A 24,441-nucleotide genomic window follows, 5' to 3' on the forward strand; every position below is an offset into this window, starting at 1 on the left:
ATTGCGCCAAATTCAGGGACGGCGGTACCTCCGCCGCCCGAGATCCCCCTCGCCACGGCGACGGCACGGTATCGCCGCATGAAGTCGTCCGCGCCGCCCACAACGGCCAATCAACCATCGCCTCGAACGTAGGTGGAGAACCCTTCCTCGATCCTGAGCGCATGGTTACCGCGATCAATGCCACCCAACCCCTGACTGACGGCCCCAAAAACGACAGCGTTTCCCCTGCTCGTTGTCCTCGCCGTTGTCCTGCGCGTGGCGATCGCCGCGTGGTTCGCCTACCGCTACCGCTCCGGCCCTGCCGAAGACCGAACCGAGTCGATCCTCTCGGCGGTGAGTATTGGTCGCATCCCTGCCGCGACGACCATATTGACCAGCGTCCAAACGGGCGCTACCAGCGGACGCCCATCCGCGGCCGTGACCGCGACCTTGCCTGTTCGCGTGCCGTGGGAGAGAAATTCGCGCACCTTGGGATCAGACAGGGAAGTCATGGGCCCAGGTTAGGCCAACAAGACGCCACCTCGCGGTACCGACCGGCCAGCACCAGGCTATTTCCATGAGCAGGCAACCATCGAACCAGTTTGCCCACGGACCGCTCCCAGATAGGTCTTGGTGCGGCAGCGCTCCGCCCATGATCGACGATCAGCGTTCGCGCGCACTACTCTGTGGGCGCGATGGGCTCGGCGCTACCCTCGATCGCAAGAGGCGCGGGTCAGCGCTGCCGGAACGCCTCGGCCAGGCGTGCCTCAGCAAAAGCACCGGGCACGATTCCGTCGACACTGAACCGGTACAGCGCGGTCTGGTAGATCCCAGACAGCGCTGACACTGCGACGGCAGCCACGATCAGCCAAGCGATGCCAACGAGTAGAACCATCAGTGCTGCAACGACATTGGATCCGAGTATCGAGACGCTCGCGATGATCAGAAGTACGCCCGGGACAGCGAGAAGGAAGCCGAAAATGCCGAGTCCGGCGTTGCCGACGACGTTCTCACCCCAGGTCCGCTTCATCGCCGCGGCCGAATCCTTCACGGCGTCAACGACTCCACGGTCGGCGAGCACCATCTTGGGCAGCACGAGATACGAGATGACCTGCCAGGCGGTTCCTGCGATCGCGGCCAGGATCGTTCCGAGGAATCCGACCCGGTCCTGCAGAACCCGCAGCAACTGCGACACCGTCGCCGAGATCGCCGCCCACACCAAGATGCGCGGCCACTTTCCTGCCGCGATGCTGATCCCACCTGCCACGCTGGGATCGCCTCCCCGCAACGCGACATCAGCCTGCGAGATGAGCGCGGCATTGAAGAACACTGTGACGAAAGCCGATGCCAGATACATCAATCCGAACAACACGTAGGTTGCTGCCGAGGATGTGTCCCACAGGTCCGTCGCCACGATCGGCACGATGAACGTGGCGGTCACCGCTACACTTGCCACACCGGAGATCACGGGAAAGACCGCCAGCTCCTTGCGCGATTTCAGCACGGCGGCCGAAGTTTTGAACATCTGCCACGAATTCGCGAACGCCACCCGTGATCCCCCTCATTCAACGATCGAACAACGCGGTCAGCGTATCCGGTCGTCCTGTGCCGTCAACTTGACGAGGCTTGACTGCGCGTGGGTCGGCGGTCGCCTGCGCGGTTGCCCGGCCGACACCGAATTGATAGCCTTCGCCCGATATCAACTTGGTGGACCGGCTGCGGCGGCACACGGTCGAGGGGATCGGCGGGGACGATGGCGGGGGTACAGGGCAAGCGCTGGCGTGGGGCAATCGCTGTTGTGGGTGCTGTGCTCGCAATCAGCGCCTGCGGACCGGATTCACCGTCTGAACAGCCCGCCAATACGGCCCCCACATTCGCCGCTGAGGTGCCGACCGGGTTCGATCCCTGCACCCAGGTACCCGCCGAGGTGTTCGAGTCCGAGAATCTGCGCCCGGACCGCAACCCCGAGTCCAATCTCGATGCGCCGAACGGGGTGAAGTGGCGCGGGTGCGGTTGGGGAAATAAAAGGGGGCGAGGGTACGGGACCAAGATCAGAACCACGAATCTGACACTGGAGATGATCCGGGCACGGAACTTCACCGATGCGGAGGAGTTCGTCGTGAGCGGACGGCAAGTGATCGTCTCGCGTCAGCAGGACGCTGACGCGCCCGGCCCGGACCGTGTCTGCACCGCGAATGTCGAGATGCAGGACGGCAGCCTCGACATCTTCATCAGCAACCCGGAATATGTCCCCGACACCGGGCATATTCCGGCGTGCACGATCGCTCGGACGCTCGCGGAGAAGATCGCTCCGAGCATCCCGGCCGGGGCTTGAGCACACAACTGAATGGACCTGGGGAGGAACCCTGATGACCGGCACGACACCGCTGGCCCCGCTGATCACCGAAGCCAAGAACGGCAATCTGACAGTCCGGATGGAACCGGAAGAGTTCGCCAAGATCGAATACGAGTGCGCATCATTCCAGGCGACGATTCTGGCGATTCAAACCAATATCGACGACGTCGCCAAGATCCAGACCTGGGGGTTCGGTGACCACGGTGGTTCGATTCTGACCTCAGCTCAGACGATGGCTGACCGGTTCCGCAAGATCGCCAGTGGCAGCGACGGCGGTAACGACTACCACACCGTGCTGAAGGAACATTGGGACGCCGTGGAAGACATTCGCCTGCTCCACGTCGCCGTCCGCGATCGTTTCGTAGCCGAGGACGAAGCGTTCGCCGCTCGCTTCAACGCTGAGACCGAGCGCCTGGACCAGATCCCCGGCGGGCGTTGATGGCCGGTACCGAAAACCCGAAGATCCCACCCCGCACCGAGCGCCCGCAGGAGCTGTCCCACGCCAAGATCATCGACAGCTTCGACCCCGTCGGCGTCGATCCGTCATTCGGTGCCGTCGCCGTCTTCTGGCAAGCAAAGACAGATTGGGAAGTCGGACTGGCGACATTCCGGCAGCGGATGCACGCGGCGATCGCCGAAGCCTGGGAAGGCAACGCCGCCGAGGCCTCGAAGAACGCGATCTCGTCCTACACCACCAAGGCCGAAGAACTCACGCCCACCTTCGAGACAGTCGCCAGACTGATCTCCTCGTCCGCCCTTTCCTCCTCCGACACCAAATCCTCGCTCCCTGCGCGCAAGGAAGACCCCGACATCTGGGATATCAACGACCGCTGGATCAACAACGACGAGTTCGAAGACGGCCGCAACGATGACGAGGAAGACGCCCGCGCCATCATGAAGGCCAAATACGTCGAGGCCTTCGGAGTCGTCGACGCAGGCCTGCCCGTGCTCGATCACCCCACCAGCCTTGTTACCGATTCCTTCGTCCCCGGTGGCGACGGCGATGATGGCAACGGCGATGGCGGTGGCGATGATGGCGGCGGCAGCGACGATGAAGACGAGGACAACGGCACCGGCGACGACCCGGACACCGGGGACGAAAACACGGGAGACGACGACAACACCGGTGACGACACCGAGGACGACACCACCGGCGACGACACGGCCGAAGACGACACCGAGGACGACACAACTTCCGACGACGACACCGCCGCCGCATCCACGGAATCACCGGCGACCACACCGGGAACTACGACACCGAACGCACCGGGCTCATCGGGCAGCCCAAGCAGCCCGTCAGGTGGTTCCCCATCAGCAGGAGTCCCCGGCGCCGCCGTACCGACACCAGGCCGTGCGATACCCGGCATCCCCGCGGCCGCTGTCACCGGCACGGCCGCGGCCGCATCCGCAGCAGGTGGCGCAGGACGCGGGACGACGGGCGCCCCCGGCATGATGGGCGCCGGCGCGGGCCGTGGTGGCGGAAAAGACGACGAAAACACCCACGAGACCCCCGACTACTTGATCAACGAAGAGAACACCCGAGAACTGATCGGCGAGATCGCCAAGGCCACACCCCAAGCGATCGGCGCACGATTCCTCTCAGCACAAACCCTCCCCGCCGACCAGGAAGGCGAGTCGAAGTGACTGACTGGACCTTCGACCCCGACGACTTCGCGATCCACTGGTACAGCGACGCGGTCGACCGCTTCCCCCGCCCCCTGCACTACACCTCCCGTTTCCCTTACCAAGAAGAGTTCGACAACCACCGCGCGAAACTCCTCGACAGCTACCCACGCGACGAACTCATCATGATCCGCCGCGCGATCGACACCGCCACCAGCGCTACCTTCCGCATCCAAATATCAGGCAGCACAACCAAAACCCGAGACAATACGACAGCCGCCTACCGAGTCCACGCCACCCGCAACGACTTCCAGGCCGTCGTAATCAGCCAGATAAACCGGGACGGTACTGACGGCCCAATCACCGTCCACCTCGGTCGCCCCGACGACCTCCCCCACGAGCTGATCAACTGTCTTCCCAAAGCCTCGCCTGGCACCCACCCAGCTACGACGTTCCACACCAGCGACCTGTCGCCCCGACGCGACACCTACTTCGAGGATGTCGCCCACAACTCGCCGTCGGAACGTGCCCGCCGATTCTTCAACCGTCCCACCGACGGCCGCGGCCGCGCTGCTCTCTATCTCGGCACCGTCCTCGAGCGCCCGGAACCGCATCACAGCACCGAATGGCACGACTTCACCGACGACGGCCGATACACCATCACCCGCCTCCACAACGACTTGAACGTCAAACCCGCCACGCCGCAAGGCCAGGCAAGCCAGCTCGGCCAATGGATCGACGCCGCCGTCCGCCTCAACCAACCTGATATGGATGACACATACGGCAATCCGTGGTGACTACTCGGATCCCGACGCAAGACCCCTGACCCCGACTAGCGTGAACGGGGCGAGGCCAGGTTAAGGAGTTCTAAGTGGGTCGCAGACGCAAGTTAGTCAACCCAACGACTTTGTTGTGGATGCTGATCTCGGGAGCAGGCATCATCCCCTTTACTGCAGGAGTCTTGAAAGTCGGCCTGGGACTGGGGCAGTGGTCAGGGAATAGAGCCGTGACGGCGTTATCGTTTCCGCTGAGCATCGTGTTCGGGATCGCGCTATGGGCGCAGGTCCTGGGTCTGGTTTGGCGCGGCCGCCGGGCGTATCTGCAGCGGAGGGCGAGGATAGTCGCCGGGTCCGTTGTGGAGTCACGCTATCGCAGAGTAAGCAGAGCGACAGGTCTCGATGAGCATCGGGTGAGAATCGAGGTAGATTTCGTGCATCCGGACACTGGGATGGATCATCGACTGCAGAAGGAGTATATGTTCACTCCGTTCCGCCGACGAAGGGCCGGGGCATTGCATGCCCGTTTCCCAGAGGGGGCCACTATGCCAATGTTGGTGCGAGGCCGTTCCGGAGCCTTCGATATCCCGGAACGGCCCGGCTGGGTGGATATCTGGTAGGTCACCGGTTTCGCCTGAGAGAGCGGAAACCAGCGACGGGCCATTACTCCAACCAGGAATCAGGGGACTGATCAAACTCGTCATCCCAGTCGGACGGACCGACGGCATTGCTGTCTCGCCGCACTTCCTGCGATGGATCGGATTGCGACGCCGCATATTCCGAACTCCACATCCAAAGGAATCTGTCCGAGGATTTCAGTTCTGCAATTTCCGGCGGCAAAGGCCAAGCGAATTTCTCGACATCGGACCATCGGTACCCGCGGTCTCGTACGAGAAGCGCATAGGAGACCAGCTCCGCTGATGCCCCGGGTCGCTCCGCCAATATCCACATGAAGTCGTCCGTAACCTCGGTCGGTTCGGCGAAATACGCTTCCATGTCGAAGTTGTCAATGCGAATACAAGCCGTGCGGAGATCGTCGACGGCACCCATCAAATCTCTGACGGCCGCCTCGATTACAGGATCGGCGTCAGGCTCACGCGCGGAGCCCCACTGCGGCCTCACGCGTTCGCCCAAGGGTTCTGACCGTCGCCCGAGTCGAACCTTTCATCTGGCCTGTTAATTGTGTCATTTAGCTGCGCAGATTTAGCTGCGTCCTCCAAAATATCACCGGCTTTAACGCCCTTCGCGAACGGCTGGACGAGTTCTTCGAACCTCTGAGTCGCACCCTCCTGAACTGACTTGACAGGGTCTTTTACTATTTCAAGGAATTGCTTGACCTTATCGACCAGGGCTCGAATTTTGTCGATGAGCTGGATCACATCATTGACAATATTAACCACCTTGATTGCCATTTCAGTGACGGTGGCAGCCCATCCGACGACTGGGATCTTTCGGAAGCACACCTTGAATGCCTCCGCGACGCTGTCAGCCGTGACCTTGAGCGGGATCTCGAGTAGGTCCCAAAGCCACTGAAGAGCCTTGTGAATCGCGTCGCGAAGTTGATTGGTAACCTCCCCCAGCGCCTCGGCGATCAACCTCCCGGTAGGGCCCTCCCATTTCATGGCGGCAATCTGGCGATTTGCCCAGTCCTCGAAGGCGATCGCCGCCTTTCCATCCCAGTTCGGCGTACCACCTGCCGCAGATCCCGCCAAGCGCTTCAGCCCAGATTCGAGGTTCTTCCCACAAGCCTCCATTGCCTGTCCGGCAACTTTGTAGGACTCGCCGATTCGGCGAATTTCGCTCCAGTTCCCCGGCACTTGCTTCAACACTTCACCGAGCGGGTCGAACTCTCTACCAACATCTTTCGTGATTCGCTTGACGGTGTCATTGACGGCCCCGATCGGTTCAAACGCCGATCCGATAAGCTCCACCAGTTCTTCTTTGTTGGCAGTTGGTATGTCTAGTTTCACCTCCGCCGGCTTGGAATACTTCGCGGCGCCTTCGTAGGCCTGCACGGCACCGACCGCCGCCCTGTCAGCATAGACAGGCACCGACTGATCCCCGGTGACCATGATATTTGACTTGTGCTTGTTGAGGGCCTCGTAGTTCTGCTGATCTTGATCGTGATAGAGCCAAGCCGCTTCCCTCAACTCCAGACCGGAATCGGCAGTTGTCGTCCCGATGCCGGCCATGCGACTCTTCCACATCGTGGCACACGAATCCACATACGAAACTATGTCGTCGATGATCGGCCCACTTACCCATTCGGCCCCAACTCCGTGCTGTCCGATAAACTCGGCAGCATTCCAGGCATCACGACCTATCTCGCTCAGAAGCTCGCCCATCCCAGCTATTTCGGAAGGATTAGCAGCAAACTGTTGACTCAATTAACTTCACTCTCTACCCGACGTTGATTCTATATATCAATTGCAGAAGCGATTTTGGGCCGAACCTTCGACATCGAGATCTCCCCCTCCTTGAAAGCATCAGTGGCGAGTCCGCGGAACTCGTGGCCATGCCCCGCCAGCGCGAGATCACCGGCTCAGACGATCCTGGCCTCCCGCGAATTCGATTCCTGTTGTGCACAATCGAACAAACTCACGGCCCCCAGAGTGCAGTTTTCGAACTTTGCATGATCGTAAGCCCGAACGTCACAGCTGGCAAACCGATAGCCGAGGCGTATGTCGCTGTGTCGCAGCGAGTTCCGCTTCACCACCCACAGGCAGGGTGTCAGCGGAGTCGGGAAAATTGACTGTGAGCTGTGATTTCAGCGTGCCCTTGTGACGGGCAACCAACGGCCAACCCACTGACCGTGCGAAGGATCGAGCCTAATGCTGTAGGAGACAGGCGGTTCCACTGCAGGAACCGGATCTGAACGGAAGCCACGCCTCAGATACACTGCGACCGACACATCGCAGGTGGCAACACACACGCCATCAACCTTCGACGCGTCGGCCGCCCGGCGGGCCACGCTCAGACGAAACGGGATTCAAGAATTGGACGGGACTTCAAAACGCCGATCGCGATGGATTGTCGGGGGTAGAGCATGCGCTCTGGCGGCAGTCTGGACCCTCGCCGCGTGCGCCTCCGATGAAGGTAGCGGTGCCCTGCCGAGCACAACTAATGCTGCTAGCTCCAGCACTGCTGCTGCTAGCACGAGCAAGGCGGCGGAAGGTAGCACTGCGCCGGGCATCAAAGTGCCTCTCCCTCCTGCTCCAGATCAAGTCGTCCCTCGTGTCGTGGCGTTTGATCCCTGCTTCCGAGTCGTGGATTCCCTCATCTCCCAGACCGGGTTTGATCCGAACAGTCGACAGCGATACGCATCCGAGGTGACCTCGTCGTTGTGGACGAAGATCGGCTGCAGTTTCCGCAGATCCGAGCTGGTGAATGGCGAGGAGTCCCTGACTGGCTTCCTCTCCATCCTCACCAACAGCGAAAAAGTTGCAGAGATCAGACAAAACCCGCGTAATGAGGTTGTCAGCACGGACCCCATCGACGGCCGACCAGCGGTAATCTACCGCCCGCCATTGGGGATCCCCACATGCGACGCTGCCATTGAATCACCGGACGGAACCTTGCTGCTGTCATTGACGACTCCACGGACTGCCTCAGTCGACGCGCCCGAGCCTTGCGACCAGGTTCACGATGTAGCAAATATCGTCGCAGGATCGCTCGACAGCAACTAGGAGAATCTCAGCGCCTATCGAGCGCCCCGAGCGGGAATTTACGGGCGTTGGACCGGAACGATCGTAACGCGACTGCGCTACCCGATCAGATCGCCCTGAGCGCGTGCCCTGGCGACGGCGGAGGTGCGGGATTTCACGCCCGCTTTGTATGGGCGTGGGCGGGGTGGGATTCACTTGATTCGGCCACTGTTCGATCAGGTCGACCGAATCCGCAACGGATCACCGCCGAGACCGAACCCGCCACCGTCGCGGTGCAAGCCGTTGGTGGGGTGCCGTATTCGGCACCCCACCTCGCATCGCGGCTACTCGTCGCTCGGCATGCGGCCCGCAGATGAGAATCAGGGCAAGTCCACACGATCGAGAATCGAAGTAAGGAGCGGCCGCTGTACGTCGCAACTGACCGTAGACCGATCATCGAGATCGACGTTTGTTTTGTCCCTGGCTGGATTGATACTGATCACAGCCTCCGCATCTCGATAAACAACCCAGACTCTGCAATCGCCGCCCTTCTCGTCGACGACGGCAGCTTGCCGCCCGCCGAAGTCGAGATCACGGATAACGTATGCGCGCGTCCGGGGCGTAGGCCCCGACAGCACGACCGACAGAAACCCCTGCCATTTGCACTCGCTACTGGAATCGTTGTTCGACCGCTTCGGCTGCGTCACCGCATCGATCGATCTGCAGTTATCGACCTGGGCAACCTCGTTCGGTTCCACCAGCGCACACGGGTCGATGGCGTGCCAATCCAACGGCTCCGCTGCATCGTCACCACAACTTGCGACAAGAGTCGCAACGACAGCAATCATCGGCAGGACAATAAACGGAGTGCTCGCGCGCCCGGATCGCATCGGTACTTATCCCACGGCCGGTCCGAGCCCGGGGGCTTCACCGAGTTCGACGAATCTGCCGCTCCGACTCTGCGATCCAATCAGCCTACCCGCGAGCACCCCCCGCAGCGAGCGCCCCATAGGTCGGCGCATCGGACGCCATCCGGCCCTATCACACCCACCGATCAAACTGGCAGACCCCTCAAACCCTCTGCTGGACAGCCGAACAGCCACCCTATACGAGCCAAGATTGAGGTGTGTCGTCATCGTCACCGTCGCTCGGTCCCACGATTTCGCCGCGGCGGAAGACTGAGCCATAGGTCAAAGCTCGACCAGGTTCATTGGGCGGCGTTGGCTTAGCAACGGGACAGTACAGCCACTCGTGGCGCGGTGACGCCTTCAGTTCCGCGACCTCCGGCGGCACCGGGTTGGCCCATAGCTCGATGTCGTTCCAGCGTGCTTCGCCACGCACCACTCGCTGGGCATAGATCTGCAACGCCGCGGACGCCGCGGGAGCTGCCGCCAAACGATTCATGAACTCATCGGTGACCGGAACAGCGCACAGCTCATCTATGGTGGTATTTTCGCTGCGGATTCGCAGGGTCGCCAGAGCGTCTACCGCTCCCATCAAGCGATGGAATGCTCGTAAATGTTGCGGATCTGAATCGCCTACCGAATTGTTCATCAGGAACCCCATGGTTGTGTCCCGCTGCCGACCTCATAGGCCGAATCTGGCTTGTTCCTAATCGTTTCAATATTCCCCGCTGCGACAATATCCTGGGCCATCTCCGCCTTCTGCTGAGCGTCTTCGATCTTGTCGGTGATCGGCTTCAGCTTGGCTTCAAGCCCCTCTTCGACATTGCCGACCGGGTCCTTGACAAACTCGATAAAATCCTTCACCGAATTGACTGTGTTTTGAATGGATTCAACCAACGTCAAGACATGGTCCATTACTGCTTTGAGCTGCAGTGCGATGTCGGCGAGCTGGTATGCCCATCCAGCAACCGGCACCTTCTTCAAGGCGAACTTGAGTGCAGACTTGACACCTTTGACCTCGACCTGACTTTTCAGTACGTCAATTATCTTATTGACGGCTTCGGTGACAGCCCTTTCAATCTCGTCGGCAACTCGTTCGAGTGCAGTGCAGATCAATCTGCCAATCGGCCCTTCCCATTGCATTCCGGCGGACAGTCGACCGGCAAAGTCCTGGAAGCTGGTGGCCGCTTGCCCGTCCCAATGCGAGTCGACTGTGGTTCTCCCCCATTCCAGATTCAGTCCGCCCTTTTCGAAAGTCTCGCCGACATCCTGGTGAACTCCGCCGACACGCCTCAGATCGTTCCAGTTCCCGGCAATCTTCTCAAGGACATCAGTGAGTGGGTTATAACCAATCTCGGAGAAGTAGTCCAGGATATCCTGTACCCATTCATTGCCTTGCGCCAGGATTTCATTCAGATTTGGAGGCACCGATATTGTGCAGGGCGGGACCGAGAGAAACTCCGGACCGCTGTACGGCACGGCATTCACAAAGGCTTCAGTGGCCCCCTGCTCCTCAACGTTGGAATCACCGGTCTCGATCCCATTCGTATGAGCATTCAGCGCGGCATAGTTTTTAGCATCCTGATCGACGTACATCCACGCGGCCTTGTTAAGCTCCACGCCAGTATTCTGGAGAACGGTCGTCATCTTTCGCTGGCGATCGCTCGTCGCATCTCGAAGCGAATTCAGCGGCGTGACGAGCAACTGCATAATACCGGTATAGCCATCGCTAGCAGGGCTGCCCATGACCCCGGACGTTCGCGTGAGAAGGTCGGCATTAGCGCCAATCTCGTCAATCAGCTTGCCGAGTCCAGCAACTTCGCCAGCCTCGACCTTGAACGGTGTCCCCACTGCTCTTCCCCTCCACAGGATTGGACCTAACGTCCAACGTTTATGCTATTTCCATGGAATTTTACTGAATACCTGTTTGATAAAAGCCCTCGACCGAGCACACACGTCGTCCTCCAGGGATGACGACCGTTGCTGCTCGGGCGGGTAGATCTTCAAATCAACCATGCGATCGCTGCTGTACCAGGCGTACGCGTGGCACGCACCAGAAATCGTGCTTACCTTGGCCGGATGTCCGATCTCGTCCGTCCATGCCTTCTCCTGGTTGGTAGAAGGCAACGTAGGTGGTGTGGTGAACGAGAGTTGCACTCCCAAATCTTTGGGAGGTCTCCATGAGCAGGCGGCCATCGAACCCGCTTGTCCAGGCGCCACTATCCGTCTGGGAGATCCGATGCTCGGTGCGCCGGTGGCATTACGCGCTTCCTCGCTGGTCAACAGCGTGCACGGGTCCAAGCCCTCGAACGCGGCTGGAATAGCAGACACAGGCTCGCCTTCGACAGTGGCGGTCGGAGTCGATACCTGTGGACCACCGTCGGATTCGTCAGAGCTACAGCCAGCAGACAGACCCGCAACCGACACCACTATGGCTAGTCCGTAGACAGCGGACGCGGTACGGGTCACTGGATTTCCCCTATCAGGAACGGACTGAAAATTTCTCACCAGCCTAGTCGGTTGGGGCAGCGTACAACTCGCTGTCAACGCGACCTTGCCGTGGCTCCCACACACTAGCGACGCCGAGCGTGTTCGGTCAACGCGATCATCAAGTCGCGACACTGGCCGCAGGTTCTCTGTTCCTGTGGAACGTCCTCGATTGCGTCCCCCACGCTGGCGATCCCTCTGGAGCCCGCGCGAAAACCTTGTTGATGTGCACGGCGCGCCACACAGTTCAGTAGCCCACTGACCGGCGCAGCCGGTCAACCGGTGGGCAATCACTGCGATGGCAACGTTAGGCCATCGCGCGACGCCGAAAACGCTACTCCCGCTCGCCAAACACGGCTATAACAATGATACTCACGCGAGAATCTGATGCCGCGAGTCCGCCGGCGGCCGTGGCGACGACCGAGGTTCGGGACTTGACGCCGTGTTTGGCGTATACGTGGAGATGGTCCGACTGTACGGTAGTGGGCGGTCCCAAATCCGTGACGGTCTTTCTCGTCGAAGACATCCGATGATCCGGGGAACGCGCCCAGCAACCCGGTCGGCTGCCGTTGGCTCGGCCCGGCTGGGTTTCGCAACATCGGCCCGATCATCGGTCTTCCGGCCAGCGCACGAAACCCACACGGCCGGGCCAAGACCCGACCACCGGATCCAGAAACGGTGTCAGGGCGCGGCGCCACGCCCGGGAAACACCCCCAACACGGCAATCACGGCTACCGAGGCGACCGAGCAAGCACCCTAAATACCAAAGCTGAGTGTCGGTTACTTACGCCGCACGAACACTCATTTCCACGCGCATTCCGGCCGCGGCAACCATATTCACCAGCGCGTCCAAGCTGAACAGGCTGATCTTTCCCCGCATCAGATCCGACACCCGAGGCTGTGTCACGCCGAGCCGCTCGGCAGCCGACACCTGCGTCCAGCCGGAACTCTCGATGTGCTCGGTCAGCGCGATCATCAGCCGCGACCGCAACCGCATATTCTCTGCTTCCTGTGGGGTGTCCTCGATCGCATCCCACACGCTGTCGAACGTCTCGTCCGCCATCAGCGCTCTCCCTTCCCATTGCAACACCGGACGAGCACGAACCCCTGGTTTCGCCCTATCACCAGCACCCCTGTCACTGCCATGACAACGTTAGACCATCACATGGCGCCGAAAACCGCCCCTCAGCTCCCTAAACACTGCTATCGCAGTGATAGACGACCCAGAGTTCAATGCGGCGCAGGTTCGGCCCTCCGGGAACGTGCGGCACCGGCCCTCGCGGATCGCTTTGCCATCTACACCGGACGCTTCCCGGTCAGATCGCACCCTGGGTGCGGGCCGTCGCGACGGCGGAGGTTCGGGATTTCACGCCCAGTTTGGCGTAGATGTGGACGAGGTGGGACTTGACTGTTGTCTCGCTGAGGAACAGTTGTTTGGCGATGTCGCGGTTGGATAGGCCTGCGGCGACCAGGCGGAGGACTTCTACTTCGCGGGGGCTCAGGGTGGTGTCGGCTCGGCGGACTCGGGTCATCAGGCGGGAGGCGACAGTTGGGGAGAGGACGCTTTCGCCTGCGGCGGCGGCGCGGACGGCGGCGAGGAGTTCGGTGGGTGGGGTGTCCTTGAGGAGGTAGCCGACGGCGCCCGCTTCGATGGCGCCGAGGATGTCGGCGTCGGTGTCGTAGTTGGTGACGACGAGGACGTTCGGTGGGGTGGGGAGGGCGCGTAGGCCCGCGGTGGCGGAGGCGCCGGAGCGGCCGTCGCCGAAGCGCAGGTCCATCAGGACCAGGTCGACGGGGGTGGCGGCGCAAAAGGCTACTGCCGCATCGGCATCCGCTACGTCGCCGACCACTGTGATGTCGTCGGCCGCGTCGAGGAGCGCACGGAGGCCGGCGCGGACGATGGCGTGGTCGTCGGCGAGAAGTAGGCGGATCATGAGGCTGTTCCTTGCGGGAAAGCTGTGCCGAGTGGGAAGGACACTGTCACGGCTGTGTGGCCGGGTTCGGATTCGACGGTCATCACGCCACCCTGTTGTTCGACGCGGCTGCGCATGGCGGCAAGCCCGAACGCGCCGGAACGTGGGTGGCGCAATACATCTGGGTCGATGCCGATGCCGTCGTCGACGATATCGAGGTGCGCGTCGGTGTCGTCGTAGGTGAGGGTGACTCGCATGCGCGCGGCCCGCGCGTGCTGAACCACATTGGCCACCGCGCTCTGCGCGATCCGCACCAGCGCCGCCTCGACCGGCATCGGCAGCCGCTCCGGTTCACCCTCGACGAGCAGCTGCGTGGTCAGTGCCGGCGACTGCGCGCGAAGGCAAATACGTTCCAGCGCTTCGGCGAGCGACTGCCCGTCCAGCGCGGCGGGCGACAACTCGTCTATGAGCCTTCGGGTTTCGGCCAGATCCTCGGCGGCGGTCTCGCGAGCGAGCCGAATACGGTCCAGCGCAGGGTGATCCGGTGCCGCCTGCTCGGCGGCATGCAGGAGTAACTGGATACTGCTCAATCCCTGGGCGACGGTGTCGTGGATTTCCTTGGCCAGGCGTTCACGCTCGGCGAGCTTGCCCGCTGTGCGTTCCTGTTCCGCGAGAGTCGCTCTGGTGCCGATCAATTCGTCGATCAGCCGCTCCCGTTCGACCGCCTCGCGACGCAGCGCCTGATATCCGAGCCCGATCCCGATCGCTACCAACGCACCGAGCACCGGCCCGACCACCGCACCGGCCGACCAGCCGCGATGCGCCGCGAAACCCAGCACCCCGACCCCGGTCGCGAGCACCACCGCGATCAGATTCCACGGTCGAGGCAGCAGATGCAGATAGACGAAGAACAATCCGAACGCGAGATAGACGGCATCGGGCGTGAGCGCGAGCAAGGTCAGCCACAGCACGGTGAGCGCAGCCATCCAGACCCACATCGCACCCGACCATCGAGGGGCACTGGGCTCGGCACGATCAACCGACGCCGCTCCGATACCGCGAGCCACTGCACGATCACCCGGCACGACTGAAGCGCCACCAGCGGCCGCGTCATCACCCGGCTTCGCCGACACACCACCGGCAACCGGGCCATCGCCCCGCCCTGCTCCGGCACCACCGGATTCCGCGCGCTCAGCCCGGCGGCGAGGAAGCTCGGCCCCGGCGAAGTAGACGAGCAACCACACCACCGTCAGCGCGACCACCGTGACACCGTGGCCGCCACCGTCTGGCAGTAACGCACGCACCGCGACCACTGCCGCCAGTGCCGTCACCAGCACATGCAGGCCTAGCCGCAGCGTGGTGACCACCGGGGTCAAAGGGGACGAGTGCACGCCGACCAGCTTATGTGCGGCAACCAGCCGGGCATCCATCGAAAGGTGTAAACGCCGACAGACCTTGGATGGACGGCGTTTCGTGCGCCGGTGCGATGGCGTCGACGGCCGGTGCGGACAGAGTGGAGTCATGTTCGTCGCACTCCGAGATCTGCGGGCCGCTCGCGGCCGCTTCCTGCTCATCACCACCGTCGTACTACTGGTCGCGGTGCTGGTGAGTTTCCTCAGCGGTCTCACCGCCGGGCTGGCGCACCAGAACATCTCCGCGGTCCAGAGTATCGACGCCGACCAGGTGGTTTTCGCCGAGACCGGTGCCGATCCGTCCTTCGATTCCTCGGTGCTCACCGAGCAGCAGGTCGCGCAGTGGCAGTCGGCGGGCGAGATCGATGCCACGCCGATCGGCATCTCGCGGACTCGGGCCGAGCACGCGGGTGCGAGCCCGACGCAGGTCGCGTTGTTCGGCGGCGACCCGTCGGCGTTCAGCAATCGCCCTGCTACCGCGCCCGGCGCGGTGGTGCTGAGTGCGGCGGCGGCGCGTGAACTGTCCGCGGGCACCGGCGACATCGTGTTGCTGGCGGGACATGAGTTCACCGTCGCCGACGTCGCCGGTGACGAGTGGTACAGCCACACGCCCGTGATCTGGACGAGCATGCAGGACTGGCAAGCCGCCAGCCCTCGCGCGGGAGCCGCGACAGTGCTCGCGGTCACCGGCAGCGCCGACAACGGCAGTCTCGACGCCGAGGCGGGAACGCGACAGCTACCGGCGAAGGACGCCGTGCAGGCGATCGGTTCCTACCAGGCCGAGAACAGCTCACTCACCCTGATGACCTTGTTGCTGTTCGCCATCTCCGCCCTGGTGATCGGCGCCTTCTTCACCGTCTGGACCGTGCAGCGCCAACCCGACATCGCCACCTTGAAGGCCCTCGGCGCGACCACCGGATCACTGGTCCGCGATGCGCTCGCCCAGGCCGCGATCGTCCTGATCGCAGGCGTCGCCGCAGGTCTGTCGATCACGGCCGTGACCTCGCTGTTCCTCGGCGAGGCAATGCCTTTCGTGCTCAGCCTCTCGACCACGCTGGTGCCCGCACTGGCTCTGATCGTGCTCGGCCTTGCCGGCGCCGCTGTCGCCCTGCGCTTCCTGTTCACCACCGACCCGCTGACCGCGCTCGGCGCGACTCGCTGAAGGACTTCCCCATGGCCCTCACCCTCACCGATGTGACCCTCACCTACCCCGACGGCGCGGGCCGTCTCACCGCCCTCGACCAGGTGAATCTACACGTCCCCGGCGGCACTATCGCCGCCGTTACCGGCCCGTCCGGCTCTGGCAAATCGAGTCTGCTCGCCGTCGCCGCGACCCTGATCCGACCCGATTCGGGCACGGTCGTGCTCGAAACCGATTCGGGCACCACAGATCTCGCCACCCTGAGCCGACGGGCGGCCGCGACTGCTCGCCGGACCTCGATGGGCATCGTCTTCCAACAGGCGAATCTCATCCCCTCCCTCACCGCCATCGAGCAACTGGAAGTCACCGCCCACCTCGGCGGCCCGAAACGGGCATCACGGAGCGAAACCAGCACTCGCGCACAGGAACTCATCGCAGCTGTGGGCCTGACCGAACACGCCCACAAACGGCCGGCCCAACTCTCCGGTGGCCAGCGCCAACGCGTCAACATCGCCCGAGCCCTGATGAACAACCCAGCCCTACTCGTCGTCGACGAACCGACCAGCGCCCTCGACTCCGAACGCGGCGCCGCCATCATCGACCTCATCACCACCATCGCCCGCACCCACCAGGCGGCCACCATCCTCGTCACCCACGCCCCCACCCACCTCCACCGCATGGACGCCGTCTACCGCATGACCGACGGCCACCTCACCAGCATCGGCGTCCCCACGCCTGCCTGACGTCCCACCCCGGTGAGTCGAATTGTCTCGGGCAACGTCGACCGCCGGGCGACGAGACCAGCGCCTGTTCGGCTCGGGATGCCGGGCAGACTGGACAGATGAGCGATCTGAGGCATCTCATCGTGGTGGATGCGGCCAATGTGATCGGCTCGCGCGCCAACGGATGGTGGAAGGACCGGGCGGGCGCTGCTCGCAGACTCCTCTCCGACGTGGCGAATCTGACCACCCACCTGCCCGAATCCACCGAGATCACCGTCGTCCTCGAAGGCGCGGCCAAAGCTGCCGTCGACGGCGCCGAACCTTCCGTACCGCGCATGCAGGTGGCCCTCGCCGAACGATCGGGTGACGACAAGATCGTCGATGTGGTCGCCGAGACCGACCGCGAACAAATCACCGTCGTCACCGCCGACCGCGAACTCCGCGCCCGCGTCGAAGCCCACGGCGCCGAAACTGTCGGGCCGGGCTGGCTCTGGCGCCAGCTCGACTAGGAACTGCCCGCCAACAGGGCGGCCAAGGCCATCTGTCTCAACACGGGCCGCGCCCTCGAAGCGCTCGCCGCCGACGCGCTGTGGGGGGTGGAGTTGATCAGGCCGAAGGCGCCGTGCGCCTGGATGCGAGCGGCCTCCTCGGGGAGGGCGGGGTTCAGTTCGCGAAGGACGCCTACCCAGATTTCGACGTATTGACGCTGGGTGCGGCGCAGGATGCGGCGGTCGTTGGCGGGGACGTTGTCGAGGTCGCGGTCCTGGATGCGGATGAGTTCGGGGTTGCCGAAGGCGAAGTCGAGGTGGAAGTCGACCAGGGCGGGCAGTGCCCTCGCGGCCGACGGCGATTCGTCGACGACGGCGCGACCGCCCGAGAGCAGGCGCTCGCTGATGCCGACCAGGAGTTCGACCAGCAGCGCCTCTTTGTTCGCGAAGTGGCGGTAGACGGCGGGGCCGCTGATGCCGACCGCCGCGCCGAGGTCGTCGAGACGCACGCCGAAGAAGCCGCGGTCGGCGATCAGGCGGGCGCCAGCGGCCAGCAATTGCTCGCGACGCTGGGCTTTGAGCTGCTCGCGGCGGGTCACCTGAACATGCTCGGTAGTCGACATCTGGGGCCCCTCTGGACAACTTGGTTAGTCAAGATTAACCTGAATTTCAGTTATTGGCGATTAACCGAGTGAGAGAATGGCGCGATGACGGTTACGCACGAGACCGAAGACGGCACCCTGGCCGCGACGAGCAACCGGGACGCACACGGTGCCCTGGTGGCTGATCTGCGGCAGCGGCTGGCCACGGCCGCCCTCGGTGGTCCGCAGAAGTCCCGCGAACGGCATGTCGCCAGGGGCAAGCTGCTCCCCCGCGAGCGGGTCGAGCAGTTGCTCGACCCGGGCAGCCCGTTCCTCGAGCTGGCGCCGCTGGCGGGCAACGGCATGTACGACGACGAGTGCCCCGGCGCGGGCATGATCGCGGGCATCGGCCGCATCTCGGGCCGCGAGTGCCTGGTCCTGGCCAACGACGCGACGGTCAAGGGCGGCACGTACTACCCGATCTCGGTGAAGAAGCACCTGCGCGCGCAAGAAGTGGCCGCGCAGAACAACCTGCCGTGCGTGTATCTGGTGGACTCCGGCGGCGCCTTCCTGCCGCGTCAGGACGAGGTGTTCCCCGACCGCGAGCACTTCGGCCGCATCTTCTACAACCAGGCGAACATGAGCGCCAAGGGCATCGCCCAGATCGCGGCGGTGATGGGTTCGTGCACCGCGGGCGGCGCGTATGTGCCCGCCATGGCCGACGAGGCCGTCATCGTGCGCGATCAGGGCACCATCTTCCTCGGCGGCCCGCCGCTGGTGAAGGCCGCAACCGGCGAGGTCGTCACCGCCGAGGAGCTCGGCGGCGGCCTGCTGCATTCGCGGACCTCCGGCGTCACCGACCACCTGGCCGACGACGATCGCGACGCGCTGCGCATCGTCCGCAAGATCGTCGGGACGCTCGGCCCGAAGCCCGAGGCCCCGTGGGAGGTGCTGGCGAGCACCCCGCCCGCCAAAGACGAGGACGAGCTCTACGACGTGGTTCCGGTGGACCCGCGCACGCCGTATGACGTGCGCGAGGTGATCGACCGGATCGTCGACGGCGAGGCCGGATTCCACGAGTTCAAGGCCGAATACGGCAAGACCCTGGTCACCGGGTTCGCCCGCGTCCACGGCCATCCGGTCGGCATCGTCGCCAACAATGGCGTGCTGTTCGCCGAGTCCGCCATGAAGGGCGCGCATTTCATCGAACTGTGCGACAAGCGCAAGATCCCGCTGCTGTTCCTGCAGAACATCACCGGCTTCATGGTCGGGCGCGACTACGAGGCGGGCGGCATCGCCAAGCACGGCGCGAAGATGGTCACCGCGGTGGCGTGCGCGCGGGTGCCGAAGCTCACCGTGGTGATCGGCGGCTCCTACGGCGCGGGCAACTATTCCATGTGCGGGCGCGCGTATTCGCCGCGCTTCCTGTGGATGTGGCCGAACGCGCGCATCTCGGTGATGGGTGGCGAGCAGGCCGCCTCGGTGCTGTCGACGGTGCGTGGCGAACAGCTCGACAGCGCGGGCAAGCCGTGGTCGGAGGCGGATCAGGAGGCCTTCAAGGCGCCGATCCGGGACCAGTACGAGACCCAGGGCAACCCCTACTATTCGACGGCGCGGATCTGGGACGACGGCGTCATCGCGCCGACCGACACCAGAACCGCGCTCGGCCTTGCCCTTTCGGTGTGCGCGCAAGCGCCGCTCGAACCCGTTTCCTACGGCGTCTTCCGGATGTGAGAGACATGCTGAACAAGAACCACCCCGTCGAATTCGACACCGTCCTGGTCGCCAACCGCGGCGAGATCGCGGTGCGTGTGATCAAGACCCTGCGCGCCATGGGTATTCGCTCGGTCGCGGTGTACAGCGACGCCGACGCCGGCGCACGCCATGTGCGTGAGGCCGATATCGCGGTGCGGCTCGGGCCCGCGCCCGCGCGCGAGAGCTACCTGTCGATCGAGAAGGTCGTCGACGCCGCTGTTCGTTCCGGCGCACAGGCGGTGCATCCGGGTTATGGCTTCCTGTCGGAGAATTCGGCCTTCGCGGCGGCACTCGCCGATGCGGGCATCGTGTTCCTCGGGCCGCCGGCGAAGGCCATCGAGGTGATGGGCGACAAGATCACCGCGAAGAAGACGGTGACGGCGTTCGGGGTTCCGGTGGTGCCCGGCATCGCCGAACCGGGCCTGACCGATGACCAATTGATCGCCGCCGCAGCAGAAGTCGGCTACCCGGTACTCGTGAAGCCCTCCGCCGGTGGTGGCGGCAAGGGCATGCGCCGGGTCGCCGACCCCGCCGATCTGCCTGCCGCGCTGGTGAGCGCCCGGCGCGAAGCCGGTGCGTCGTTCGGCGACGACACGCTGTTTCTGGAACGGTTCGTCAACCGGCCCCGCCACATCGAGGTGCAGATCCTGGCCGACAAATTCGGCAATGTGGTGCATCTCGGCGAGCGCGAATGCAGCTTGCAGCGCAGGCACCAGAAGGTGATCGAGGAGGCTCCCTCACCGCTGCTCGACCCGCAGACTCGGGCCCGGATCGGCACCGCCGCCTGTAATACCGCCCGCAGCGTGGACTACGTCGGCGCGGGCACCGTGGAGTTCATCGTCTCGGCCGACCAGCCGGACGAATTCTTCTTCATGGAGATGAACACCCGTCTGCAGGTGGAGCATCCGGTGACCGAGATGGTCACCGGTGTCGACCTGGTGGAATGCCAGGTGCGTGTTGCCGCTGGTCAGAAACTGGCACGCACCCAGGACGAGATCCACCTCGTCGGGCACGCCATCGAGGCGCGCGTCTACGCGGAAGACCCGAGCCGCGGGTTCCTGCCGACCGGCGGCACGGTGCTCGCCCTGGCAGAGCCGGAAGGCGCAGGGGTGCGCGTGGATTCGGGGATCTCGGTGGGCACCGTGGTCGGTAGCGACTACGACCCGATGCTGTCGAAGGTGATCGCGCGGGGCACTACCCGTGCCGAGGCACTCGCCGCGCTGGATCGCGCACTGGAACAGACGGTGCTGCTCGGCGTGACGAGCAATATCGAATTCCTGCGGTTCCTGCTCGCCGACGACGACGTGCAGGCGGGCCGCCTCGACACCGCACTGCTGGATCGGCGCGTCACCGACTTCGTGTCCGCCGAGGTCACCGACGCCGAATTCATGGCCGCCGCAACACATCACTGGTTGCGACGCTGGCCTGCCACCGGTGGCGACCCATGGTCGACCCCCTCCGGATGGCGCCTCGGCGCACCGGCCGCGACCCCGATCAGGCTGTCCGCGGGCGACCAGGTGCGCCACGTTTTCATCACTGGCACACCGGATTCGGCGACGGTGTGGCTCGACGAGCCTGCCGCCGATGTTTCGGCATCGAGTGAGCTCGAGCCACACACGCTCACCGCCACCATCACGGCCGACGGTCTCGCATCGACGCTCGACGGACTGCGCCGCACCTACCGCATCGCCGAGGCCGACGGTCAGCTGTGGGTGAGCCACGGCGGCGCCCTCGCCGTGCTGCGCGAGGTCGCCGAGGCGAGCGTGCGTGGCGATGTCGCCCACGTCGGTGACGCCGAGATCCGCAGCCCCATGCCCGGTTCGGTGATCGCGACCCCGGTCGCGAACGGCACGACCGTTGCCGTCGGCGATCCGGTGATCGTCATCGAGGCCATGAAGATGGAGCACGCGCTCACCGCGCCGGTGGCAGGCACGGTGGAGGTGCTCGTCGTCCCGGGCGCCCAGGTGAAGCTGGACCAGGTGCTGGCCCGCGTCGTCGCCCACCCCGCAGAACCCACCGCAGCAGAAGCTGACCCCGCCATCGCCGCTACCGCCGCGGCAAAACCCGAGCGCGAAGGAACCCTCGCATGACCGACTACCTGTCCACCGGTTCGCTGCCCGACGAGTATCGCCAGCTAGCGCTGACCGTCCGCGACTTCGCACAACAGGTCGTTGCCCCGGTATCGGCGAAACACGATGCCGAACACAGCTTTCCGTACGAAGTCGTGGCAGGCATGGGCGAGATGGGACTGTTCGGCCTGCCGTTCCCCGAGGAGTTCGGCGGCATGGGCGGCGACTACTTCGCCCTGTGCCTGGCGCTCGAGGAACTCGGCAAGGTCGACCAGAGCGTGGCGATCACCCTCGAGGCGGGTGTGTCGCTCGGCGCCATGCCGATCTACCGCTTCGGCAACGACAAGCAGCGCGACGAATGGCTGCCCCAGCTCACCAGCGGACAGACACTGGCGGGCTTCGGGCTCACCGAGCCCGACGCGGGCAGCGACGCGGGCGGTACCAGGACCACCGCCGTGCAGGACGGCGAGAGCTGGGTGATCAACGGCAGCAAACAGTTCATCACCAACTCCGGCACCGACATCACCCGGCTGGTCACCGTCACCGCGGTCACCGGGCAGACCGGTGGCAAGAAGGAGATCTCCACCATCCTGGTGCCGACCTCCACGCCGGGTTTCGTGGCCGAGCCCGCCTATAACAAGGTCGGATGGAACGCCTCCGACACCCATCCGTTGAGCTTCACCGATGTGCGGGTACCGCAGGAGAACCTGCTCGGCGAGCGCGGTCGCGGCTACGCCAACTTCCTGCGCATCCTCGACGAAGGCCGCATCGCCATCGCCGCGCTGGCGGTCGGCGCCGCTCAGGGCTGTGTCGACGAGAGCGTGCGGTACGCGGGCGAACGCCAGGCATTCGGGCAGGCCATCGGCCGTAATCAGGCCATCGCCTTCAAGATCGCCCGGATGGAGGCGCGGGCCCACGTCGCGCGCACCGCCTACTACGACGCCGCCGCGTTGATGCTGGCGGGCAAGCCGTTCAAGAAGGCCGCGTCGATCGCGAAGATGGTCGCCAGCGAGGCCGCGATGGACAATGCCCGTGACGCCACCCAGATCTTCGGCGGCAACGGCTTCATGAACGAATACCCGGTGTCCAGGCACTACCGTGACAGCAAGATCCTGGAAATCGGCGAGGGCACCACGGAGGTACAGCTGATGCTGATCGCAAGGGAGCTCGGTCTGTGAGCGATACCCGCCGGATCGTGCAGCGTGGGCTGTGGTTCGAGGAGTTCGAGATCGGCACGATCTACGAGCACCGGCCCGGCCGCACCATCACCGAGGCCGACAATGTCCTGTTCACCACGCTGACCATGAACACCCAGGCCCTGCACCTGGACGCGGCGTTCGCCGACGCGCAGCCGCCGTTCAACCAGCGCCTGGTGAACTCGATGTTCACGCTGTCGACGCTGGTCGGGCTTTCGGTCGCCCAGCTCACCCAGGGGACGCTGGTGGCCAACCTCGGCTTCTCCGAGATGACCGTGCCCGCGCCGTTGTTCCACGGTGACACCATGTACGCGGAAACCCTGGTCACCGACAAGCGGGAATCCAAGAGCCGTCCGGGTGAGGGCATCGTCAGCTTGGCCCACACCGCACGGAACCAGCATGGAGTGGTGGTGGCGACCGCCGTTCGTCAGACGCTCGTCCGAAAGGCACCCGCCGCGTGAGCGACCGGCGCCCCACCCAAGCTGCGGGCGGCGTGGGCGGCCACGTCCGGCAGCACGGGGACGAGGCCACCAGCGCAACCCGCCGAATGGAGTCAGCATGAATACCTGGCAGCCGAGTGGTCCCGCGTGGCTGTTCTGCCCGGCGGATCGCCCCGAGCGTTTCGCCAAGGCCGCCGCGGTGGCCGATGTAGTGATTCTCGATCTCGAGGACGGGGTGGCGGCGGCCGATAAGGCGGCGGCCCGGCAGGCATTGATCGACACACCGCTCGACCCGCAGCACACCGTAATTCGGGTCAACGCGGCAGATACCGCCGACTACCCGGCCGACCTCGCGACGCTGGCGCGGACTTCCTATCGCCGGGTCATGCTGCCCAAATGCGAGTCGGCCGAACAGGTTCGGAGCCTCGCCGGCTATGAGGTGATCGTGCTGGTCGAATCGCCGCTCGGCGCGGTGCGGGTCACCGATTCGGTGCAGGCCGACAATGCCATCGGCGTGATGTGGGGTGCCGAGGATCTGGTCGCCGGGCTCGGCGGTAACTCGAGCAGGCATGCCGACGGCGGCTACCGTGAGGTCGCCCGCCATGTGCGCTCGTCGAGCTTGCTGGCGGCCAAGGCATTCGGGCGCTTCGCCCTGGACTCGGTGTACTTGGACATCAAGGATCTCGATGGCCTCGCCGCGGAGACCAGCGATGCGGTCGCCGTCGGCTTCGACGTCAAGGTCGCCATCCACCCGAGCCAGGTCGCGGTGATCCGCGCCGGCTACGCGCCCGACCCCGCCGAGCTCGACTGGGCGCACCGGGTGCTGGCGGAGGTGCCCAACCATCGCGGCGTCTTCGCGTTCGAGGGCCGGATGGTCGACGCTCCGGTGCTCCGGCACGCCGAACAGATCGTCCGGCGCGCGGGCGTGCCCGGCTGAACATCGGGTAATCATCT

The 24,441-nt window shown here is 64.2% G+C and carries 24 protein-coding genes and 1 pseudogene; 13 read left to right on the forward strand and 12 right to left on the reverse strand.

Annotated features, from left to right (window positions below; genetic code table 11):
• Positions 1 to 371 precede the first annotated feature (371 nt).
• Positions 372 to 491 (reverse strand): annotated as a pseudogene (locus tag ACFXKN_RS13090) (PPOX class F420-dependent oxidoreductase); the annotation flags it as partial.
• A gap of 221 nt (positions 492 to 712) precedes the next feature.
• Positions 713 to 1,528, reverse strand: a complete 816-nt coding sequence (locus ACFXKN_RS13095) for a DUF6159 family protein (protein WP_378940927.1) — start codon at positions 1,526 to 1,528, stop codon at positions 713 to 715.
• 204 nt (positions 1,529 to 1,732) lie between these two features.
• Here ACFXKN_RS13095 and ACFXKN_RS13100 point away from each other — a divergent pair, with 204 nt between their 5' ends.
• The 4 genes from ACFXKN_RS13100 to ACFXKN_RS13115 are packed head-to-tail and all read left to right on the forward strand — an operon-like array spanning position 1,733 to position 4,755.
• On the forward strand, positions 1,733 to 2,314 hold the full coding sequence (locus ACFXKN_RS13100; RefSeq protein WP_379433026.1) for a DUF3558 domain-containing protein: 582 nt from the start codon (positions 1,733 to 1,735) through the stop codon (positions 2,312 to 2,314).
• Between the two features lie 34 nt (positions 2,315 to 2,348).
• Positions 2,349 to 2,774 (forward strand): hypothetical protein, encoded by a 426-nt coding sequence (locus ACFXKN_RS13105; protein ID WP_378940931.1) that lies wholly within the window; start codon positions 2,349 to 2,351, stop codon positions 2,772 to 2,774.
• Positions 2,774 to 3,979, forward strand: a complete 1,206-nt coding sequence (locus tag ACFXKN_RS13110) for a hypothetical protein (protein WP_378940933.1) — start codon at positions 2,774 to 2,776, stop codon at positions 3,977 to 3,979. The genes ACFXKN_RS13105 and ACFXKN_RS13110 overlap by 1 nt, the downstream gene beginning before the upstream one ends.
• The gene (locus ACFXKN_RS13115) at positions 3,976 to 4,755 is read left to right on the forward strand and encodes an ESX secretion-associated protein EspG (RefSeq protein WP_378940935.1); all 780 of its coding nucleotides are present in this window, start codon (positions 3,976 to 3,978) and stop codon (positions 4,753 to 4,755) included. Before ACFXKN_RS13110 ends, ACFXKN_RS13115 begins: the two co-directional genes overlap by 4 nt.
• Positions 4,756 to 5,397: 642 nt before the next feature.
• Here the strand turns inward: ACFXKN_RS13115 and ACFXKN_RS13120 are convergent.
• Together ACFXKN_RS13120 and ACFXKN_RS13125 are read right to left on the reverse strand one after the other, a co-directional pair.
• On the reverse strand, positions 5,398 to 5,868 hold the full coding sequence (locus tag ACFXKN_RS13120; RefSeq protein ID WP_378940937.1) for a hypothetical protein: 471 nt from the start codon (positions 5,866 to 5,868) through the stop codon (positions 5,398 to 5,400).
• Positions 5,853 to 7,079: a hypothetical protein gene (locus ACFXKN_RS13125; protein WP_378940939.1), complete on the reverse strand. Its 1,227-nt coding sequence runs from the start codon at positions 7,077 to 7,079 to the stop codon at positions 5,853 to 5,855. Before ACFXKN_RS13125 ends, ACFXKN_RS13120 begins: the two co-directional genes overlap by 16 nt.
• Before the next feature lie 573 nt (positions 7,080 to 7,652).
• On the opposite strand from ACFXKN_RS13125, the gene ACFXKN_RS13130 reads away from it, so the two are divergent.
• The gene (locus ACFXKN_RS13130) at positions 7,653 to 8,420 is read left to right on the forward strand and encodes a DUF3558 domain-containing protein (RefSeq protein ID WP_378940941.1); all 768 of its coding nucleotides are present in this window, start codon (positions 7,653 to 7,655) and stop codon (positions 8,418 to 8,420) included.
• Positions 8,421 to 8,758: 338 nt separating this feature from the next.
• Here the strand turns inward: ACFXKN_RS13130 and ACFXKN_RS13135 are convergent, their stop codons facing one another.
• The 7 genes from ACFXKN_RS13135 to ACFXKN_RS13165 all read right to left on the reverse strand — a co-directional run bounded on the left by ACFXKN_RS13135 (position 8,759) and on the right by ACFXKN_RS13165 (position 15,074).
• Entirely contained in the window at positions 8,759 to 9,226 is a 468-nt protein-coding gene (locus ACFXKN_RS13135; protein ID WP_378940943.1) for a hypothetical protein, read from the reverse strand.
• Positions 9,227 to 9,482: 256 nt separating this feature from the next.
• On the reverse strand, positions 9,483 to 9,932 hold the full coding sequence (locus ACFXKN_RS13140; protein WP_378940945.1) for a hypothetical protein: 450 nt from the start codon (positions 9,930 to 9,932) through the stop codon (positions 9,483 to 9,485).
• Positions 9,932 to 11,134, reverse strand: a complete 1,203-nt coding sequence (locus ACFXKN_RS13145) for a hypothetical protein (protein WP_378940947.1) — start codon at positions 11,132 to 11,134, stop codon at positions 9,932 to 9,934. Before ACFXKN_RS13145 ends, ACFXKN_RS13140 begins: the two co-directional genes overlap by 1 nt.
• A gap of 45 nt (positions 11,135 to 11,179) precedes the next feature.
• A complete protein-coding gene (locus ACFXKN_RS13150) occupies positions 11,180 to 12,064 on the reverse strand; it encodes a DUF3558 family protein (RefSeq protein ID WP_378940949.1) in 885 nt (294 codons plus the stop codon).
• A gap of 490 nt (positions 12,065 to 12,554) precedes the next feature.
• Positions 12,555 to 12,833 (reverse strand): helix-turn-helix domain-containing protein, encoded by a 279-nt coding sequence (locus ACFXKN_RS13155; RefSeq protein ID WP_378940951.1) that lies wholly within the window; start codon positions 12,831 to 12,833, stop codon positions 12,555 to 12,557.
• Between the two features lie 253 nt (positions 12,834 to 13,086).
• Positions 13,087 to 13,704 carry a LuxR C-terminal-related transcriptional regulator gene (locus ACFXKN_RS13160; protein ID WP_378940953.1) on the reverse strand — a complete coding sequence of 206 codons (618 nt, stop codon included), beginning with the start codon at positions 13,702 to 13,704 and terminating at the stop codon, positions 13,087 to 13,089.
• Complete coding sequence (locus ACFXKN_RS13165; protein WP_379433027.1) at positions 13,701 to 15,074, reverse strand: sensor histidine kinase; 1,374 nt, start codon at positions 15,072 to 15,074, stop codon at positions 13,701 to 13,703. The genes ACFXKN_RS13160 and ACFXKN_RS13165 overlap by 4 nt, the downstream gene beginning before the upstream one ends.
• A gap of 130 nt (positions 15,075 to 15,204) precedes the next feature.
• Here ACFXKN_RS13165 and ACFXKN_RS13170 point away from each other — a divergent pair, with 130 nt between their 5' ends.
• The 3 genes from ACFXKN_RS13170 to ACFXKN_RS13180 all read left to right on the forward strand — a co-directional run bounded on the left by ACFXKN_RS13170 (position 15,205) and on the right by ACFXKN_RS13180 (position 17,467).
• Entirely contained in the window at positions 15,205 to 16,257 is a 1,053-nt protein-coding gene (locus ACFXKN_RS13170; RefSeq protein WP_379433028.1) for an ABC transporter permease, read from the forward strand.
• An 11-nt stretch (positions 16,258 to 16,268) separates the two neighbouring features.
• Positions 16,269 to 16,979, forward strand: coding sequence for an ABC transporter ATP-binding protein (locus ACFXKN_RS13175; RefSeq protein ID WP_379433029.1), 711 nt, complete (start codon positions 16,269 to 16,271; stop codon positions 16,977 to 16,979).
• 98 nt (positions 16,980 to 17,077) lie between these two features.
• Complete coding sequence (locus tag ACFXKN_RS13180; protein ID WP_379433030.1) at positions 17,078 to 17,467, forward strand: NYN domain-containing protein; 390 nt, start codon at positions 17,078 to 17,080, stop codon at positions 17,465 to 17,467.
• Here the strand turns inward: ACFXKN_RS13180 and ACFXKN_RS13185 are convergent.
• Entirely contained in the window at positions 17,464 to 18,069 is a 606-nt protein-coding gene (locus ACFXKN_RS13185) for a TetR/AcrR family transcriptional regulator (RefSeq protein WP_379433031.1), read from the reverse strand. The genes ACFXKN_RS13180 and ACFXKN_RS13185 overlap by 4 nt on opposite strands.
• Before the next feature lie 84 nt (positions 18,070 to 18,153).
• On the opposite strand from ACFXKN_RS13185, the gene ACFXKN_RS13190 reads away from it, so the two are divergent.
• The 5 genes from ACFXKN_RS13190 (at position 18,154) to ACFXKN_RS13210 (ending at position 24,424) form a co-directional block, all read left to right on the forward strand.
• Complete coding sequence (locus ACFXKN_RS13190; RefSeq protein WP_379433032.1) at positions 18,154 to 19,761, forward strand: carboxyl transferase domain-containing protein; 1,608 nt, start codon at positions 18,154 to 18,156, stop codon at positions 19,759 to 19,761.
• Between the two features lie 5 nt (positions 19,762 to 19,766).
• The gene (locus ACFXKN_RS13195; RefSeq protein ID WP_379433033.1) at positions 19,767 to 21,872 is read left to right on the forward strand and encodes an acetyl/propionyl/methylcrotonyl-CoA carboxylase subunit alpha; all 2,106 of its coding nucleotides are present in this window, start codon (positions 19,767 to 19,769) and stop codon (positions 21,870 to 21,872) included.
• On the forward strand, positions 21,869 to 23,029 hold the full coding sequence (locus ACFXKN_RS13200; RefSeq protein ID WP_379433034.1) for an acyl-CoA dehydrogenase family protein: 1,161 nt from the start codon (positions 21,869 to 21,871) through the stop codon (positions 23,027 to 23,029). The genes ACFXKN_RS13195 and ACFXKN_RS13200 overlap by 4 nt, the downstream gene beginning before the upstream one ends.
• Positions 23,026 to 23,508, forward strand: coding sequence for a MaoC family dehydratase (locus tag ACFXKN_RS13205; RefSeq protein WP_378940971.1), 483 nt, complete (start codon positions 23,026 to 23,028; stop codon positions 23,506 to 23,508). The genes ACFXKN_RS13200 and ACFXKN_RS13205 overlap by 4 nt, the downstream gene beginning before the upstream one ends.
• Positions 23,509 to 23,605: 97 nt before the next feature.
• Positions 23,606 to 24,424, forward strand: coding sequence for an HpcH/HpaI aldolase/citrate lyase family protein (locus ACFXKN_RS13210; RefSeq protein ID WP_379433035.1), 819 nt, complete (start codon positions 23,606 to 23,608; stop codon positions 24,422 to 24,424).
• Positions 24,425 to 24,441 lie beyond the last annotated feature (17 nt).

Origin of the sequence: Nocardia sp. NPDC059195, from assembly GCF_042754695.1 — a bacterium.
In the GTDB taxonomy this organism is placed as follows: Bacteria; Actinomycetota; Actinomycetes; order Mycobacteriales; family Mycobacteriaceae; genus Nocardia.